This is a genomic window from Enterobacter sp. Lyrl_3 (genome assembly GCF_051948675.1).
GTDB classification, from domain to species: domain Bacteria; phylum Pseudomonadota; class Gammaproteobacteria; order Enterobacterales; family Enterobacteriaceae; genus Enterobacter; species Enterobacter cloacae.
Genome location: NZ_JAYJLI010000004.1, coordinates 90,476 through 105,871, shown reverse-complemented (window position 1 = coordinate 105,871; position 15,396 = coordinate 90,476). Strand labels below are relative to the sequence as shown.

Sequence of the window (15,396 nt, the reverse complement as noted above, 5' to 3'; positions counted from 1 at the left end):
CTCCTGTCAGTTACTGTCGAAACGGAAAACATCTTCGCAGGCCTCTTTGAGCGCACCGTCATTGCTGATATTGCAGCTACGTTTCCAGCCCGTCATACCGTTGCCACTACTCCATTGCGGCGTCACCACCACCTCAAGTCCGTTAAGGCTCTCCTGCCCGGTTAACGACACGACGCCCTGCGTCACGCTCATTCCCGAGACATAGCGTGTTGTCGTTGGAGAAGGGATACCGTTACTGCCGCCGTCGCAGCTCGTCACGCCGCCATGTTCCAGGGCACAAAGTTCAATCGCCGTGCGATAGGGCACGAACGTTTGCAGCATGTCGGTCAGGGCCGCTTTTCGCAGGTAGTTCTGGTAGGCGGGAATACCAATGGCGCTCAGGATGGCAATAATGCCGATTACCACCATCAGCTCAATGAGCGTGAAGCCTTGTTGTCTGTTCATATCTGCTCCTCAGGGTTAAGTGGCGCTACTCTGACAGCGGGGAAAAAAGCAGACGAGGGGCAAAAAATGGAACGTGAAGCGGCGTTCAGGGAATTTGTACTTACTTGCAGAGAAGAACAGAGAGATTGCGAGGAGGGCTGAAATTTCCCCTCTCCAGGCAGGGAGGGGAGACGACGGTTATTTGAAGCGCATGGAGAGATCGAGGGCGCGAACGTGCTTGGTCAGCGCCCCGACAGAAATGTAGTCCACGCCGGTTTCGGCGAATTCACGGATCGTTTCGAAGGTGACGTTCCCTGAAACTTCGAGCTGTGCCTGGCCGTTGGTGAGCTTCACCGCCTCGCGCATCTGTGCTGTTTCAAAGTTATCGAGCATGATGATATCGGCACCGGCCTTGATGGCCTGCTCCAGCTCTTCGAGGTTTTCAACTTCCACTTCAACCGGCACATCCGGGTGCAGCCAGAAGGCTTTCTCCACCGCCTGACGCACGGAGCCAGAGGCAATAATGTGGTTCTCTTTAATCAGGAAGGCGTCGGACAACCCCAGACGGTGGTTGGCTCCCCCGCCACAAAGCACCGCGTACTTTAATGCCGTGCGCAGACCTGGCAGCGTTTTACGGGTGTCCAGCAGTTGCGTATGGGTACCGGCCAGCAGGTCAACGTAACGACGCACTTCACTTGCCACCCCTGACAGGGTCTGCACAAAGTTAAGCGCGGTACGTTCACCGGTCAGCAGCACGCGGGACGGGCCTTCAAGCTCAAACAGCGGCTGGTTTGCGGTAATGGCGTCACCGTCTTCAACATGCCAGGTGATTTGCACCTCATCGCCAGCCAGTTGAGTAAAGATCTCTTCAACCCAGCGCTTGCCGCAAAACACGCCATCTTCACGGGTGATGATCACGGCGTGTGAGCGTGTCTCTTTCGGCAATAATTGTGCGGTAATATCGTTGTCCGCGCTGACGTCACCGCCCAGATCTTCTTTCAAAGCATGGGCAACGCTTGCCGGAATATCCATATTAATACGTTCCAGAAGCGCTTCACGTCGGTGGTCGGGGTTGTAGCGGCGAGGCGGCATGATAAAACTCCAAATTGGTAACGAATCATAATATTGAAACATGCTACTCTGAACCGAGTAACAGCACCATACATAAGGAGTTCCAGCATGTTGTTAGAAGACGGATGGCTGGTGGATGCGCGGCGTGTACCCTCACCGCACCACGATGGCCGCCCGGAGGATGAAAAGCCCACACTGCTGGTGGTTCATAATATTAGTCTCCCGCCGGGTGAGTTTGGCGGCCCGTGGATCGATGCGTTATTCACGGGAACGATAGATCCCGATGCCCATCCTTTCTTTGCTGAGATTGCGCATCTGCGCGTATCGGCGCACTGCCTGATCCGTCGCGATGGCGAAGTGGTTCAGTATGTTCCTTTTGATAAGCGCGCCTGGCATGCGGGTGTCTCGATGTATCAGGGGCGCGAGCGTTGCAATGACTTCTCTATTGGGATTGAACTGGAAGGCACGGACACCACCCCTTATACCGATGCACAGTACCAGCGGTTGGTGGATATCACCCAAACGCTCATCAGGCTTTACCCTGCGATTGCAGAGAACATGACGGGACACTGTGATATCGCCCCGGCGCGAAAAACCGATCCTGGCCCTGCATTTGACTGGCCCCGGTTTCGCGCCATGCTTACCGCGTCGTCAGAATAAGGAGATAACATGACGTTGTTTACCATGCTGCTGGTCATCATCGCAGAACGCTTGTTCAAACTCGGTGAGCACTGGCATCTGGATCACCGGCTGGAGGTGCTTTTCCGCCGGATTAACCATTTTTCCATGCTGCGTACGCTGCTGATGACCGCGGGCGTGATGGTGATTACGTTCTTGCTGCTGCGCTCGTTATACGGCCTCTTTTTCAACGTGCCGCTACTGGTGGTGTGGATCCTGCTCGGCGTGCTGTGTATTGGCGCAGGCAAGGTGCGTATGCACTATCACGCTTATCTGAAAGCCGCTTCCCGTGATGATGCGCATGCACGTAGCGCCATGGCCACCGAGCTGACGATGATCCACGGCGTGCCGCCGGATTGCGATGAACGCGAGTTCCTGCGTGAACTGCAAAACGCGCTGCTGTGGATTAACTTCCGCTACTACCTGGCGCCGCTGTTCTGGTTTGTGGTGGGTGGCCCGTGGGGACCGGTACTGCTGATGGGATATGCGTTCCTGCGCGCCTGGCAGACCTGGCTTGCCCGCTATCTCACCCCGCATGAACGTTTGCTCTCCGGCATTGATGCGATCCTGCACGTGCTCGACTGGCTTCCGGTTCGTCTGGTGGGTGTGGTCTACGCGCTTATTGGCCACGGCGAAAAAGCGCTCCCGGCGTGGTTCGCGTCGCTTGGCGACCGTCATACCTCGCAGTACCAGTTGCTGACACGCCTGGCGCAGTTCTCTCTGGCGCGTGAGCCGCATACCGACAAGATAGAAACGCCGAAAGCGGCGGTCTCGATGGCGAAGAAAACGTCGTTTGTGGTGGTCGTTATCGTAGCGTTGCTAACCATTTACGGCACGCTGGTCTGAACCCGCGTGCCGTAGCGGTTACGGCGTATCGGCAGGCGGGATGCCAAAATCAGGCATCCCGTTTTCGTGCCAACGGACGAGCTTCAGGCGGGTATGACGATTGGGGTCATAAAGCGGATCGCCTTCAATTTCGGTGTAATTTCGCGCGTGATACACCAGCACATCTTCTCCTTCCGGCGTTTGTGTAAAGCTGTTATGGCCTGGCCCATACTGGCGGTTTTCGTAGCTGGTGACGAAGACCGGGCGCGAGGCCTTGTGCCAGTTGGCAGGATTTTGCGGATCGGCATTGATCTCTGTCCATAGCAGCCCCATGCAGTAGTTCTCGTCGGTCGCGCTGGCGGAATAGCTGATAAACAACTTGTCGCCGTGGAACAGCACCGCCGGGCCTTCGTTGACCCAGAAGCCGCGGCACTCCCAGTCATATTCCGGTTTACTGAGCATCACCGGCTCGCCTTTCAGCGTCCACGGGTTCTCCATTTCACATAAATAGAGATTGGAGTTGCCGGAGATATCCGGGGCTTTTTGCGCCCACAGATACCAGCGTTTCCCCTGATGCACGAACGTGGTCGCGTCCAGCGCAAAGGTGTCGAATGGCGTTTTTACCTGGCCTTTTTCAGTCCACGTGCCGATTAGCGGATCGCGGTCGGCACACTCCAGCACAAACATGCGGTGCTGGAACATGCCCAGACCATCCAGCGCCTGGGTGTGCGCGGCGGCAAAATAGATGTACCACTTACCGTCGATATGATGCAGTTCCGGTGCCCAGATAAGCTGGCTCATTGGGCCGGTCTCCGGTTTGCGCCATACGACCACCTCGTCGGCACTGCGCAAACCTTCCAGCGACGCTGCCCGGCGGATCGCCAGCCTGTCGTATTGCGGCACGGAGGCGATAAAATAATATTGCCCTTCATGACGCAGAATGTACGGGTCAGCGCGTTGTTCTATAAACGGGTTAGGCCAGTTATGCATGCGGCGTTCCTTCTTTTGTTTCGGCTCTCGTTTCCTGCCAGGCGTTCAGTTCGCTGTAGTTGGTGCGGCGTTTCTCCAGGTCGAGCTGGATCTGTTTCATGGTTTCCCGATCCACTTTCAGCAGTCGTACTACGCCCGCAGTGATCAAATACCCCACACCCGGGATCACGGTAAACAGCAGAACGATCCCGTTAATGGCCTCTGCGCTTTGCGCTTTCGCACCGGCGTCGTAGCCATACCATGAGAGCAGGAAGCCCACCATCGCGCCAGCAATCGCCAGCCCCAGCTTGAGGAAGAAGATATTGCCCGAGAAGCTGATCCCGGTGATGCGTTTACCGGTTTTCCACTCGCCATAGTCGTCCACATCGGCCATTAGCGACCAGTGCAGCGGAGATGGGATCTGGTGAAGAATGTTAAGCAGGAAGTAGAGCACCACGATGGTGACGGTCGCTTTCGGGTCGAAGAAATAGAACGCGCAGGAGAAAAGCGCCAGCACGATGTTGGTCCAGAAGAACACTTTCAGTTTACACCAGCGGTCGGTCAGCACTTTCGCCAGCATACTGCCGAGCATCATCCCCACCACGCCCAGGCTGATAAACAGGGTGGCAAAGTGAGTGCTCTGGCCCATTACCCAGGTGACGTAATACATGGTGGCCGCCATGCGGATAAAGCCCGGGCAGACGTTGCAGAGGGTCAGTAGCAGAATGCGTACCCACTGGTCGTTTTTCCACACGTCCTTCAGATCGTTTTTCAGCTCATCATGGGTCTGCACCGCCGGACGTACGCGCTCGCGCACGGTGGCGAAGCAGAACAGGAACATACAGGTACCAATCAGCGCCAGCACGGTCATCGCCATCTGGTAGCCTTTGGCTTTGTTATCGCCACCAAACCAGTCGGCCATCGGCAGGAGCGTGAGCGACAGTAAAAGCGTGGCAATACCCACCATCACAAAGCGATAGGACTGGCAGGCCACGCGCTCTTTTGGGTCATTGGTGATCACGCCGCCCAACGAGCAGTAGGGAATGTTGATGGCCGTATAGGTTAACGAGAGCAGGAAGTAGGTCACAAAGGCATAGATAACTTTGCTGTTATAGCTCCAGTCTGGCGTGGTGAACATCAGGATACTGAATAGCGCATAGGGGAACGCAATCCACAAAAGCCATGGACGAAACCGCCCATATTTACTGCGGGTACGGTCCGCGATGGCCCCCATGATCGGGTCCGTAACGGCATCAATGACGCGCACAGACAGCAGCAACACGCCGACCAGCGCAGGTGCCAGCCCAAAAATATCGGTATAAAAATAATTAACAAACAACATGATGGCGCCGAAGATGATGTTGCATCCTGCATCGCCCATCCCATAGCCGATCTTCTCTTTTACTGACAGTTTATTGTTATCCATTGACTGCTCTCCGGGTGACGGTATGGAGAGAATTATTTGCTGGCTAATCGATATATGCGTTGCAGTATCAGGGCGGTGATATGGATAAAGCGGCTGACGAGGTGAATTTGTGAGGAAGGTAACAAACGCTCAGCACCCGCGAAACGAGTGCTGAGCTGAGGGGCTATTAATGTGCTTTTACGGTTTTACCGTTTTTCTGTTTTACCAGATACCCCACGCCGAGGATCGCAATCCAGACCGGGATCAGGTAAACGGAAATCGCCATGCCTGGGGTGAGTAGCATAATCACCAGCACGCCCGCCATAAACAGCAGGCAAACCCAGTTACCCAGCGGATAGAGCAGGGCAGGGAAGCGGGTGGTTACGCCCTGCTGCTGTTTAGCGCGGCGGAACTTGATGTGCGCCAGGCTGATCATCGCCCAGTTAATCACCAGAGCCGAGACCACCAGGGCCATCAGCAGGCCAAACGCCGATTCGGGGGCCATGTAGTTAATCAGCACGCAAAGCGCCGTCACGATAGCCGAAACAATGATGGTATTGACCGGCACGCCGCGCTTATCGACGTTCAGCAGGGCTTTTGGTGCGTTACCCTGCTGCGCAAGGCCGAACAGCATGCGGCTGTTGCAGTACACGCAGCTGTTGTAAACGGAAAGCGCCGCCGTCAGCACGACGATATTGAGCGCATTCGCCACGAAGGTATCGCCCAGTTCGTGGAAGATAAGGACGAACGGGCTGGTGTCGGCCGTGACGCGTGTCCACGGCAGCAGCGAGAGCAGAACGGCCAGTGAACCCACATAGAAGATCAGAATTCGGTAGATAACCTGATTCGTCGCTTTCGGGATGCTTTGCTCCGGGTTGTCGGCTTCAGCGGCGGTGATCCCCACCAGCTCCAGCCCCCCGAAGGAAAACATAATAATGGCCATCATCATCACCAGACCGGTCATCCCGTGAGGCAGGAATCCACCTTGCTCCCAGAGGTTACGCACCGTGGCCTGTGGGCCACCGTTGCCGCTGAACAGCAGCCAGCCGCCAAAGATAATCATCGCCACCACGGCAATGACTTTGATGATGGCAAACCAGAACTCCATCTCACCGAACACTTTTACGTTGGTCAGGTTGATGGCGTTGATAATGACGAAGAACGCTGCCGCAGAAACCCAGGTTGGGATCTCGGGATACCAGAACTGAATGTATTTCCCCACGGCGGTCAGTTCTGCCATGGCCACCAGAACGTAAAGCACCCAGTAGTTCCAGCCGGAAGCGAAACCGGCAAAACTGCCCCAGTATTTGTAGGCAAAGTGACTGAACGAGCCTGCAACCGGCTCTTCAACGACCATTTCACCTAACTGGCGCATGATCAGAAACGCAATAAAACCTGCGATAGCGTAACCCAAAATAATGCCTGGACCGGCGGACTGGATGACGGATGCGCTTCCCAGAAACAGACCTGTGCCGATAGCACCACCCAATGCGATGAGCTGTATATGGCGGTTTTTAAGGCCGCGCTTTAGCTGATCGCCGTGCTGTTGAGCTTCCATTTGAAACCTCGTGTGTGGTTGTTATGTTCACGCTGTGCGTGTGTAATTATGAATATCCGTTTTCTGTATTTATTTCTTTACGGTTAATAAGACCGAAAAAAGCGGAGATGTCTTCCGTAAGCGCAAGAATAGTGGTAAGCGCCTGTGAATGCACCTGCTTTATGAAGGGCTGATGACGAGTTGAATAAAAAGAAAGCATTTGTAAATCGCACCGTTAATTCTTACTACCCCAACCTATAGAATAGAAATGCCTTAAAAGTGGGCGAATTTTCATTTTTTGCGTTGTTGAATCGCTTCAGATTGCAAAAACCCTCGTTTCATTATGGTTAAAACTCCCTCTTTGGTAGTAATCAGCTCATTTGTGCAAAGTTACATTTCTGAAACGTTATTTCTGTAAGGTTGTTAAAATGTGCAGGGTTTACTGATTTCAATCAAAACCAATATGGACAGAAGGTGAATACTTTGTTACTTTAGCGATACGAACTTGAAATTGGTAAGACCAATTGACTCCGGGCAAAAAGGCGTAAGACAGGGAATATGGCCTACAGCAAAATTCGCCAACCAAAACTATCCGATGTGATTGAGCAGCAGCTGGAGTTTTTAATCCTCGAGGGGACACTGCGCCCGGGTGAGAAACTTCCGCCAGAACGCGAGCTGGCTAAACAGTTCGACGTATCCCGCCCCTCTCTGCGTGAGGCGATTCAACGCCTCGAAGCAAAGGGCTTGCTGCTTCGTCGCCAGGGCGGCGGAACCTTTGTTCAAAACAGCCTGTGGCAGAGCTTCAGCGATCCGCTGGTAGAACTTCTCTCTGACCACCCAGAATCCCAGTTTGATCTGCTTGAGACCCGTCACGCGCTTGAAGGTATCGCGGCCTATTACGCCGCCCTTCGCAGCACTGATGAAGATCGCGTGCGTATCCGCGAACTGCATCAGGCCATTGAACGGGCACAGCAGTCCGGCGACTTAGACGCCGAGTCCAATGCCGTCGTCCAGTATCAGATTGCCGTCACCGAAGCGGCACACAACGTTGTGCTCCTCCATCTGCTACGCTGCATGGAGCCGATGCTGGCCCAGAACGTTCGTCAAAATTTTGAATTGTTGTATGCCCGTCGGGACATGCTCCCGCTGGTAAGCAACCATCGCACCCGAGTATTCGAGGCGATAATGGCCGGGGAACCGGAGCAGGCGCGCGAAGCGTCGCACCGACATCTGGCTTTCATTGAGGAAATCTTGCTGGACCGCAGCCGAGAACAATCGCGTCGCGAACGTTCATTACGCCGCATACAGCAACGAAAGGATTAAGCGCCAGGTACTTTTAGAGCGCGGCAACTAAACGCAGAACCTGTCTTATTGTGTTTTCTGACGAAAATACAATGGGACAGGTTCCAGACAAATCAACGTATTAGATAGATAAGGAATACCCCCATGTCAGAACGTCTCCAAAATGACGTGGATCCGATCGAAACTCGCGACTGGCTACAGGCGATCGAATCGGTCATCCGTGAAGAAGGTGTTGAGCGCGCTCAGTATCTGATTGATCAGCTGCTTTCTGAAGCCCGCAAAGGCGGCGTGAAGGTTGCTTCAGGTGCAGGGGCTAGCAACTACGTAAACACGATTGCCGTTGAAGACGAACCGGAATACCCGGGCAATCTGGATCTGGAACGCCGTATCCGTTCTGCCATCCGCTGGAACGCCATCATGACCGTTCTGCGTGCGTCCAAGAAAGATCTGGAGCTGGGTGGCCACATGGCGTCCTTCCAGTCCTCTGCGACCGTTTACGAAGTGTGCTTCAACCACTTCTTCCGTGCTGCTAACGAGAAAGACGGCGGTGACCTGGTGTACTTCCAGGGCCACATCTCTCCGGGCATCTATGCACGTGCATTCCTGGAAGGTCGTCTGACTGAAGAGCAGATGAACAACTTCCGTCAGGAAGTTCACGGTAAAGGCCTGTCTTCTTACCCGCACCCTAAACTGATGCCTGAATTCTGGCAGTTCCCGACCGTATCCATGGGTCTGGGCCCAATTGGTGCAATCTATCAGGCGAAATTCCTGAAGTACCTGGAACACCGTGGTCTGAAAGATACCTCTGAGCAAACCGTTTACGCCTTCCTGGGCGACGGTGAGATGGATGAGCCAGAATCTAAAGGTGCGATCACCATCGCTACCCGTGAGAAGCTGGACAACCTGTGCTTCATCATCAACTGTAACCTGCAGCGTCTGGATGGTCCGGTAACCGGTAACGGTAAGATCATCAACGAACTGGAAGGCATCTTCGCAGGTGCTGGCTGGAACGTTATCAAAGTAATGTGGGGTTCCCGTTGGGACGAACTGCTGCGTAAAGACACCAGCGGTAAACTGATCCAGCTGATGAACGAAACCGTTGACGGTGACTACCAGACCTTCAAATCCAAAGACGGTGCCTACGTTCGTGAGCACTTCTTCGGCAAATATCCTGAAACCGCCGCACTGGTTGCAGACTGGACTGACGAGCAGATCTGGGCGCTGAACCGTGGTGGTCACGATCCGAAGAAAATCTACGCTGCACTGAAAAAAGCGCGCGAAACCAAAGGTAAAGCGACTGTAATCCTGGCCCACACCATCAAAGGTTACGGCATGGGTGATACCGCAGAAGGTAAAAACATCGCTCACCAGGTTAAGAAAATGAACATGGACGGCGTGCGCTATATCCGCGACCGTTTCAACGTGCCAGTGACCGATGAGCAGGTAGAAAACCTGTCTTACATCACCTTCCCGGAAGGTTCTGAAGAGTATAAGTACCTGCACGAACGTCGTCAGGCGCTGAAAGGCTATCTGCCAGCTCGTCAGCCTAACTTCACCGAGAAACTGGAACTGCCAGCGCTGGAAGACTTCTCTCAGCTGCTGGAAGAGCAGAACAAAGAGATCTCCACCACTATCGCTTTCGTTCGTGCCCTGAACGTGATGCTGAAGAACAAGTCGATCAAAGATCGTCTGGTGCCAATCATCGCTGACGAAGCGCGTACTTTCGGTATGGAAGGTCTGTTCCGTCAGATCGGTATCTACAGCCCGAACGGCCAGCAGTACACCCCGCAGGACCGTGAGCAGGTTGCATACTACAAAGAAGACGAGAAAGGTCAGATCCTGCAGGAAGGTATCAACGAGCTGGGCGCAGGCGCATCCTGGCTGGCTGCTGCGACCTCCTACAGCACCAACAACCTGCCGATGATCCCGTTCTACATTTACTACTCCATGTTCGGGTTCCAGCGTATCGGTGACCTGTGCTGGCAGGCAGGCGACCAGCAGGCTCGCGGCTTCCTGATTGGTGGTACTTCCGGTCGTACGACCCTGAACGGTGAAGGTCTGCAGCACGAAGATGGCCACAGCCACATTCAGTCTCTGACTATCCCTAACTGTATCTCTTACGACCCGTCTTACGCGTACGAAGTGGCAGTCATCATGCATGACGGTCTGCAGCGCATGTACGGCGAAGCGCAAGAGAACATTTACTACTACATCACCACCCTGAACGAAAACTACCACATGCCGGCAATGCCAGCAGGTGCCGAGGAAGGTATCCGTAAAGGTATCTACAAACTCGAAACCATTGAAGGTAGCAAAGGTAAAGTTCAGCTGCTGGGCTCCGGTTCTATTCTGCGTCACGTTCGTGAAGCAGCGCAGATCCTGGCGAAAGACTACGGTGTGGGTTCCGACGTGTACAGCGTGACCTCCTTCACTGAACTGGCGCGTGATGGCCAGGATTGTGAGCGCTGGAACATGCTGCACCCAATGGAAACCCCACGCGTTCCGTACATCGCTCAGGTGATGAACGACGCGCCAGCGGTGGCGTCTACTGACTATATGAAACTGTTCGCTGAGCAGGTTCGTACTTACGTTCCAGCTGATGATTATCGCGTACTGGGTACTGACGGCTTCGGTCGTTCTGACAGCCGCGAAAACCTGCGTCACCACTTCGAAGTTGATGCTTCTTACGTGGTTGTAGCAGCACTGGGCGAACTGGCTAAACGTGGCGAAATCGATAAGAAAGTGGTTGCGGACGCAATTACCAAATTCAACATCGATGCAGAAAAAGTTAACCCGCGTCTGGCGTAAGAGGTAAAAGAATAATGGCTATCGAAATCAATGTACCGGACATCGGGGCTGATGAAGTTGAAATCACCGAGATCCTGGTCAAAGTAGGCGACAAAGTTGAAGCTGAACAGTCGCTGATCACCGTAGAAGGCGACAAAGCCTCTATGGAAGTCCCGTCTCCTCAGGCTGGCATCGTTAAAGAGATCAAAGTCTCTGTTGGCGATAAAACCGAGACTGGCAAACTGATCATGATTTTCGATTCCGCCGACGGTGCAGCAGCTGCTGCACCTGCGCAGGAAGAGAAGAAAGAAGCTCCGGCCGCCGCTGCTCCAGCAGCTGCCGCGGCAGCGAAAGAAGTTAACGTGCCTGACATCGGCGGTGACGAAGTTGAAGTCACTGAAATCCTGGTGAAAGTGGGCGATACCGTTGCAGCTGAGCAGTCTCTGATCACCGTAGAAGGCGATAAAGCGTCTATGGAAGTGCCGGCGCCGTTCGCGGGCACCGTTAAAGAGATCAAGATCAACACCGGTGACAAAGTGTCTACCGGCTCTCTGATCATGATCTTCGAAGTGGCGGGTGCTGCACCTGCCGCTGCGCCAGCTCAGGCTGCTGCTCCGGCTCCAGCGGCTGCACCAGCAGCAGGCGGCGTGAAAGACGTTAACGTTCCTGACATCGGCGGTGACGAAGTCGAAGTGACCGAAGTGATGGTGAAAGTGGGCGACAAAGTTGCCGCTGAACAGTCACTGATCACCGTTGAAGGCGACAAAGCCTCTATGGAAGTGCCTGCGCCGTTCGCGGGTACCGTTAAAGAGATCAAAATCAGCACCGGCGACAAAGTCTCTACCGGCTCTCTGATCATGGTCTTCGAAGTGGAAGGCGCTGCGCCTGCTGCCGCTCCGGCTGCCGCGGCTGCTCCAGCACCGGCTGCTGCACCGGCTCAGGCTGCTAAACCAGCGGCACCTGCTGCAAAAGCGGAAAGCAAATCTGAGTTCGCTGAAAACGACGCTTACGTCCACGCGACCCCGCTGATTCGTCGCCTGGCGCGCGAATTCGGCGTGAACCTGGCGAAAGTGAAAGGGACTGGCCGTAAAGGTCGTATCCTGCGCGAAGACGTTCAGGCTTATGTGAAAGACGCGGTGAAACGCGCTGAAGCTGCACCAGCTGCAGCCGCAGGCGGCGGTATCCCGGGCATGCTGCCATGGCCGAAAGTGGACTTCAGCAAGTTCGGTGAAATTGAAGAAGTGGAACTGGGCCGCATCCAGAAAATCTCTGGTGCTAACCTGAGCCGTAACTGGGTCATGATCCCGCACGTTACGCACTTCGACAAAACCGATATCACCGATCTGGAAGCGTTCCGTAAACAGCAGAACGCCGAAGCTGAGAAGCGTAAACTGGACGTGAAATTCACCCCAGTGGTCTTCATCATGAAAGCCGTTGCCGCTGCCCTGGAGCAGATGCCACGCTTCAACAGCTCCCTGTCCGAAGATGGCCAGAAGCTGACGCTGAAGAAATACATCAACATCGGTGTTGCGGTTGATACGCCAAATGGTCTGGTTGTTCCGGTCTTCAAGGACGTGAATAAGAAGAGCATCACTGAGCTGTCCCGTGAACTGACCACCATCTCCAAAAAAGCGCGTGATGGTAAGCTGACTGCCGGCGAAATGCAGGGCGGTTGCTTCACTATCTCCAGCATCGGCGGCCTGGGTACTACCCACTTCGCACCGATTGTTAACGCGCCGGAAGTGGCTATCCTCGGTGTGTCCAAGTCCGCGATGGAGCCGGTGTGGAATGGCAAAGAGTTCGTGCCGCGTCTGATGATGCCAATCTCTCTGTCCTTCGACCACCGCGTGATCGACGGTGCTGATGGTGCGCGTTTCATCACCATCATCAACAACATGCTGAGCGACATTCGCCGCCTGGTGATGTAAGTGAAAAGCCGGCCAGTCGGCCGGCTTTTTTCTGTTAATCTCATGTGGTTTGTGAGGTTATTGGCGAAAGCGACAATTCGTGAGCCGTTTGTTGTTTCAAAATTGTTAACAATTTTGTAAACTGCGAGCGGATAGAACGTCCCGGTGGATGAAGGGCGACAAGTACCTGGACCGCCGGAAATCAATAAGAGGTCATGATGAGTACTGAAATCAAAACTCAGGTCGTGGTACTTGGGGCAGGTCCCGCAGGTTACTCTGCAGCCTTCCGTTGCGCTGATTTAGGTCTGGAAACCGTCATCGTAGAACGTTACAACACCCTTGGTGGTGTTTGTCTGAACGTAGGTTGTATCCCTTCTAAAGCGCTGCTGCACGTAGCGAAAGTTATCGAAGAAGCCAAAGCGCTGGCTGAACACGGTATCGTCTTCGGCGAGCCGAAAACCGATATCGATAAAATCCGTACCTGGAAAGAGAAAGTTATCACTCAGCTGACCGGTGGTCTGGCTGGCATGGCGAAAGGCCGTAAAGTGAAAGTGGTTAACGGTCTGGGTAAATTCACCGGCGCGAACACCCTTGAAGTGGAAGGCGAAAACGGCAAAACCGTAATCAACTTCGACAATGCGATCATCGCGGCGGGCTCTCGTCCAATCGAACTGCCATTCATTCCACATGAAGATCCACGCGTGTGGGATTCCACCGATGCCCTGGAACTGAAAACCGTTCCAAAACGTCTGCTGGTTATGGGCGGCGGTATCATCGGTCTGGAAATGGGTACCGTGTACCATGCGCTGGGTTCAGACATTGACGTGGTTGAAATGTTCGACCAGGTTATCCCGGCTGCGGATAAAGACATCGTTAAAGTCTTCACCAAGCGTATCAGCAAGAAATTCAACCTGATGCTGGAAACCAAAGTGACTGCCGTTGAAGCGAAAGAAGACGGTATTTACGTTTCCATGGAAGGTAAAAAAGCGCCATCCGAACCACAGCGTTACGACGCCGTGCTGGTGGCGATCGGCCGTGTGCCGAACGGTAAGAACCTCGACGCGGGCAAAGCTGGCGTGGAAGTGGACGACCGTGGCTTCATCCGCGTTGACAAACAGCTGCGCACTAACGTGCCGCACATCTTTGCTATCGGCGATATCGTCGGTCAGCCAATGCTGGCGCACAAAGGTGTTCACGAAGGTCACGTTGCCGCTGAAGTTATCGCCGGCATGAAACACTACTTCGATCCGAAAGTGATCCCATCTATCGCGTACACCGAGCCAGAAGTGGCATGGGTAGGTCTGACCGAGAAAGAAGCGAAAGAGAAAGGCATCAGCTACGAAACCGCCACCTTCCCGTGGGCTGCTTCTGGCCGTGCTATCGCTTCCGACTGCGCAGACGGTATGACCAAACTGATCTTCGACAAAGAGACTCACCGCGTTATCGGTGGTGCGATTGTCGGTACCAACGGCGGCGAGCTGCTGGGTGAAATCGGTCTGGCGATCGAAATGGGTTGCGACGCGGAAGACATCGCGCTGACCATCCACGCTCACCCAACTCTGCACGAGTCCGTGGGCCTGGCGGCAGAAGTGTTTGAAGGTAGCATCACCGACCTGCCAAACGCGAAAGCGAAGAAGAAATAAGTTTCTTCAGACAAAAAAAGCGGCCTGTGGCCGCTTTTTTTATGTGCTGGATTCAGGGAGCCACAGGCTGCCAGGTTTTATCCGGGCTATAGGCGGTTAACGCCTGGGCTTTCTGCTCAGAGTCATTGCCGAGATCGGCCTGGTACACTTTGTCATCCTGGTTTATCACAAAGCTCATGACGCCTGTCTGGCCATAGCTGACGGGCCACGCCACCATCGCAAAGCCTTTTTCATCAGGCAGGATACGGAACCGATAGCCGTGATAGCCTGCACCGGGCTCTTTGGGGCTGAAGGCCGGTCCCAGCGGGCTGGGGGCTTCACCCGGCGAAACGGGCCAGTAGAGACCATCTTTTTTCCCTTCAGAGCTGACAATTTTCTGCGCGTATTTTTGATTCATGGCGAAATAGCTCTGCTGGGCATCCACATAGGCATGTAATGCTTCGATGGCGGCAAGCTCGTTACGCCCGATCTCGCGGGTCAGGATCTCCTCGGCGCCCTCCTTGATATCGAATTGCCATCCGGCAGCGGTTTTGACAACCGGGATGGGCAACTGCCAGTCGTTATTTCCGACGACCAGATGCGCCGTATTACCATCGATAACCGTGTTGTGCCGCACCTTCCAGTCGCGCAGGAAACGATCGACGGCATCAGGATCGACCCCTTCAGGCGGCAGAAAATCGCGCCAGTTCTCTCCAAGCAGATTGTTCATCGCCGTTTCATTCTGCTCACTGATGGCATGCGCCAGCGCATCGGTCGCCTGAGCGGGCGTGCTGAAGGATTGCTGTGCCATCGCAGCGGCGGACATCATGAACAACACCATTCCACAGACAAGATTCTTTTTCATGTTGG

General features: G+C 54.4%; 12 protein-coding genes. 6 read left to right on the top strand and 6 right to left on the bottom strand.

What is annotated here, in order from left to right:
* Window positions 1-6: 6 nt before the first annotated feature.
* On the bottom strand, window positions 7-444 hold the full coding sequence (gene ppdD / locus VF709_RS10405) for a prepilin peptidase-dependent pilin (protein WP_023620000.1): 438 nt from the start codon (window positions 442-444) through the stop codon (window positions 7-9).
* A 177-nt stretch (window positions 445-621) separates the two neighbouring features.
* Window positions 622-1,515 (bottom strand): carboxylating nicotinate-nucleotide diphosphorylase, encoded by an 894-nt coding sequence (gene nadC / locus VF709_RS10400; protein WP_114519188.1) that lies wholly within the window; start codon window positions 1,513-1,515, stop codon window positions 622-624.
* A gap of 87 nt (window positions 1,516-1,602) precedes the next feature.
* Between nadC and ampD the strand changes: the two genes are divergently transcribed.
* On the top strand, window positions 1,603-2,154 hold the full coding sequence (ampD, locus tag VF709_RS10395; RefSeq protein ID WP_047352025.1) for a 1,6-anhydro-N-acetylmuramyl-L-alanine amidase AmpD: 552 nt from the start codon (window positions 1,603-1,605) through the stop codon (window positions 2,152-2,154).
* 9 nt (window positions 2,155-2,163) lie between these two features.
* The gene (gene ampE, locus VF709_RS10390; protein WP_114519187.1) at window positions 2,164-3,018 is read left to right on the top strand and encodes a beta-lactamase regulator AmpE; all 855 of its coding nucleotides are present in this window, start codon (window positions 2,164-2,166) and stop codon (window positions 3,016-3,018) included.
* An 18-nt stretch (window positions 3,019-3,036) separates the two neighbouring features.
* On the opposite strand, the gene VF709_RS10385 is transcribed toward ampE, so the two are convergent.
* The 3 genes from VF709_RS10385 to aroP all read right to left on the bottom strand — a co-directional run bounded on the left by VF709_RS10385 (window position 3,037) and on the right by aroP (window position 6,929).
* Window positions 3,037-3,987, bottom strand: a complete 951-nt coding sequence (locus tag VF709_RS10385; protein WP_114519186.1) for a glycoside hydrolase family 43 protein — start codon at window positions 3,985-3,987, stop codon at window positions 3,037-3,039.
* Window positions 3,980-5,392: a glycoside-pentoside-hexuronide (GPH):cation symporter gene (locus tag VF709_RS10380; protein WP_020688510.1), complete on the bottom strand. Its 1,413-nt coding sequence runs from the start codon at window positions 5,390-5,392 to the stop codon at window positions 3,980-3,982. Before VF709_RS10380 ends, VF709_RS10385 begins: the two co-directional genes overlap by 8 nt.
* Before the next feature lie 166 nt (window positions 5,393-5,558).
* Window positions 5,559-6,929 (bottom strand): aromatic amino acid transporter AroP, encoded by a 1,371-nt coding sequence (aroP, locus tag VF709_RS10375; RefSeq protein ID WP_013095594.1) that lies wholly within the window; start codon window positions 6,927-6,929, stop codon window positions 5,559-5,561.
* Window positions 6,930-7,466: 537 nt separating this feature from the next.
* Between aroP and pdhR the strand changes: the two genes are divergently transcribed.
* From pdhR to lpdA, 4 genes are all read left to right on the top strand, one after another.
* Complete coding sequence (gene pdhR, locus VF709_RS10370) at window positions 7,467-8,231, top strand: pyruvate dehydrogenase complex transcriptional repressor PdhR (RefSeq protein WP_013095596.1); 765 nt, start codon at window positions 7,467-7,469, stop codon at window positions 8,229-8,231.
* A gap of 123 nt (window positions 8,232-8,354) precedes the next feature.
* Window positions 8,355-11,018, top strand: a complete 2,664-nt coding sequence (aceE, locus tag VF709_RS10365) for a pyruvate dehydrogenase (acetyl-transferring), homodimeric type (protein WP_013095597.1) — start codon at window positions 8,355-8,357, stop codon at window positions 11,016-11,018.
* A gap of 14 nt (window positions 11,019-11,032) precedes the next feature.
* Complete coding sequence (gene aceF / locus VF709_RS10360) at window positions 11,033-12,925, top strand: pyruvate dehydrogenase complex dihydrolipoyllysine-residue acetyltransferase (RefSeq protein ID WP_023620930.1); 1,893 nt, start codon at window positions 11,033-11,035, stop codon at window positions 12,923-12,925.
* A gap of 197 nt (window positions 12,926-13,122) precedes the next feature.
* On the top strand, window positions 13,123-14,547 hold the full coding sequence (gene lpdA, locus VF709_RS10355) for a dihydrolipoyl dehydrogenase (protein WP_014830669.1): 1,425 nt from the start codon (window positions 13,123-13,125) through the stop codon (window positions 14,545-14,547).
* Between the two features lie 52 nt (window positions 14,548-14,599).
* On the opposite strand, the gene VF709_RS10350 is transcribed toward lpdA, so the two are convergent.
* Entirely contained in the window at window positions 14,600-15,391 is a 792-nt protein-coding gene (locus VF709_RS10350; protein WP_058683670.1) for a DUF2950 family protein, read from the bottom strand.
* Between the last annotated feature and the right edge of the window lie 5 nt (window positions 15,392-15,396).

Coding starts and splice junctions, on each gene's coding strand:
- nadC (WP_114519188.1), bottom strand. CDS start 1,515: ATGCCGCCTCGCCGCTACAACCCCGACCACCGACGTGAAGCGCTTCTG.
- VF709_RS10385 (WP_114519186.1), bottom strand. CDS start 3,987: ATGCATAACTGGCCTAACCCGTTTATAGAACAACGCGCTGACCCGTAC.
- aroP (WP_013095594.1), bottom strand. CDS start 6,929: ATGGAAGCTCAACAGCACGGCGATCAGCTAAAGCGCGGCCTTAAAAAC.
- VF709_RS10380 (WP_020688510.1), bottom strand. CDS start 5,392: ATGGATAACAATAAACTGTCAGTAAAAGAGAAGATCGGCTATGGGATG.
- ampD (WP_047352025.1), top strand. CDS start 1,603: ATGTTGTTAGAAGACGGATGGCTGGTGGATGCGCGGCGTGTACCCTCA.
- aceF (WP_023620930.1), top strand. CDS start 11,033: ATGGCTATCGAAATCAATGTACCGGACATCGGGGCTGATGAAGTTGAA.
- ppdD (WP_023620000.1), bottom strand. CDS start 444: ATGAACAGACAACAAGGCTTCACGCTCATTGAGCTGATGGTGGTAATC.
- pdhR (WP_013095596.1), top strand. CDS start 7,467: ATGGCCTACAGCAAAATTCGCCAACCAAAACTATCCGATGTGATTGAG.
- lpdA (WP_014830669.1), top strand. CDS start 13,123: ATGAGTACTGAAATCAAAACTCAGGTCGTGGTACTTGGGGCAGGTCCC.
- ampE (WP_114519187.1), top strand. CDS start 2,164: ATGACGTTGTTTACCATGCTGCTGGTCATCATCGCAGAACGCTTGTTC.
- aceE (WP_013095597.1), top strand. CDS start 8,355: ATGTCAGAACGTCTCCAAAATGACGTGGATCCGATCGAAACTCGCGAC.
- VF709_RS10350 (WP_058683670.1), bottom strand. CDS start 15,391: ATGAAAAAGAATCTTGTCTGTGGAATGGTGTTGTTCATGATGTCCGCC.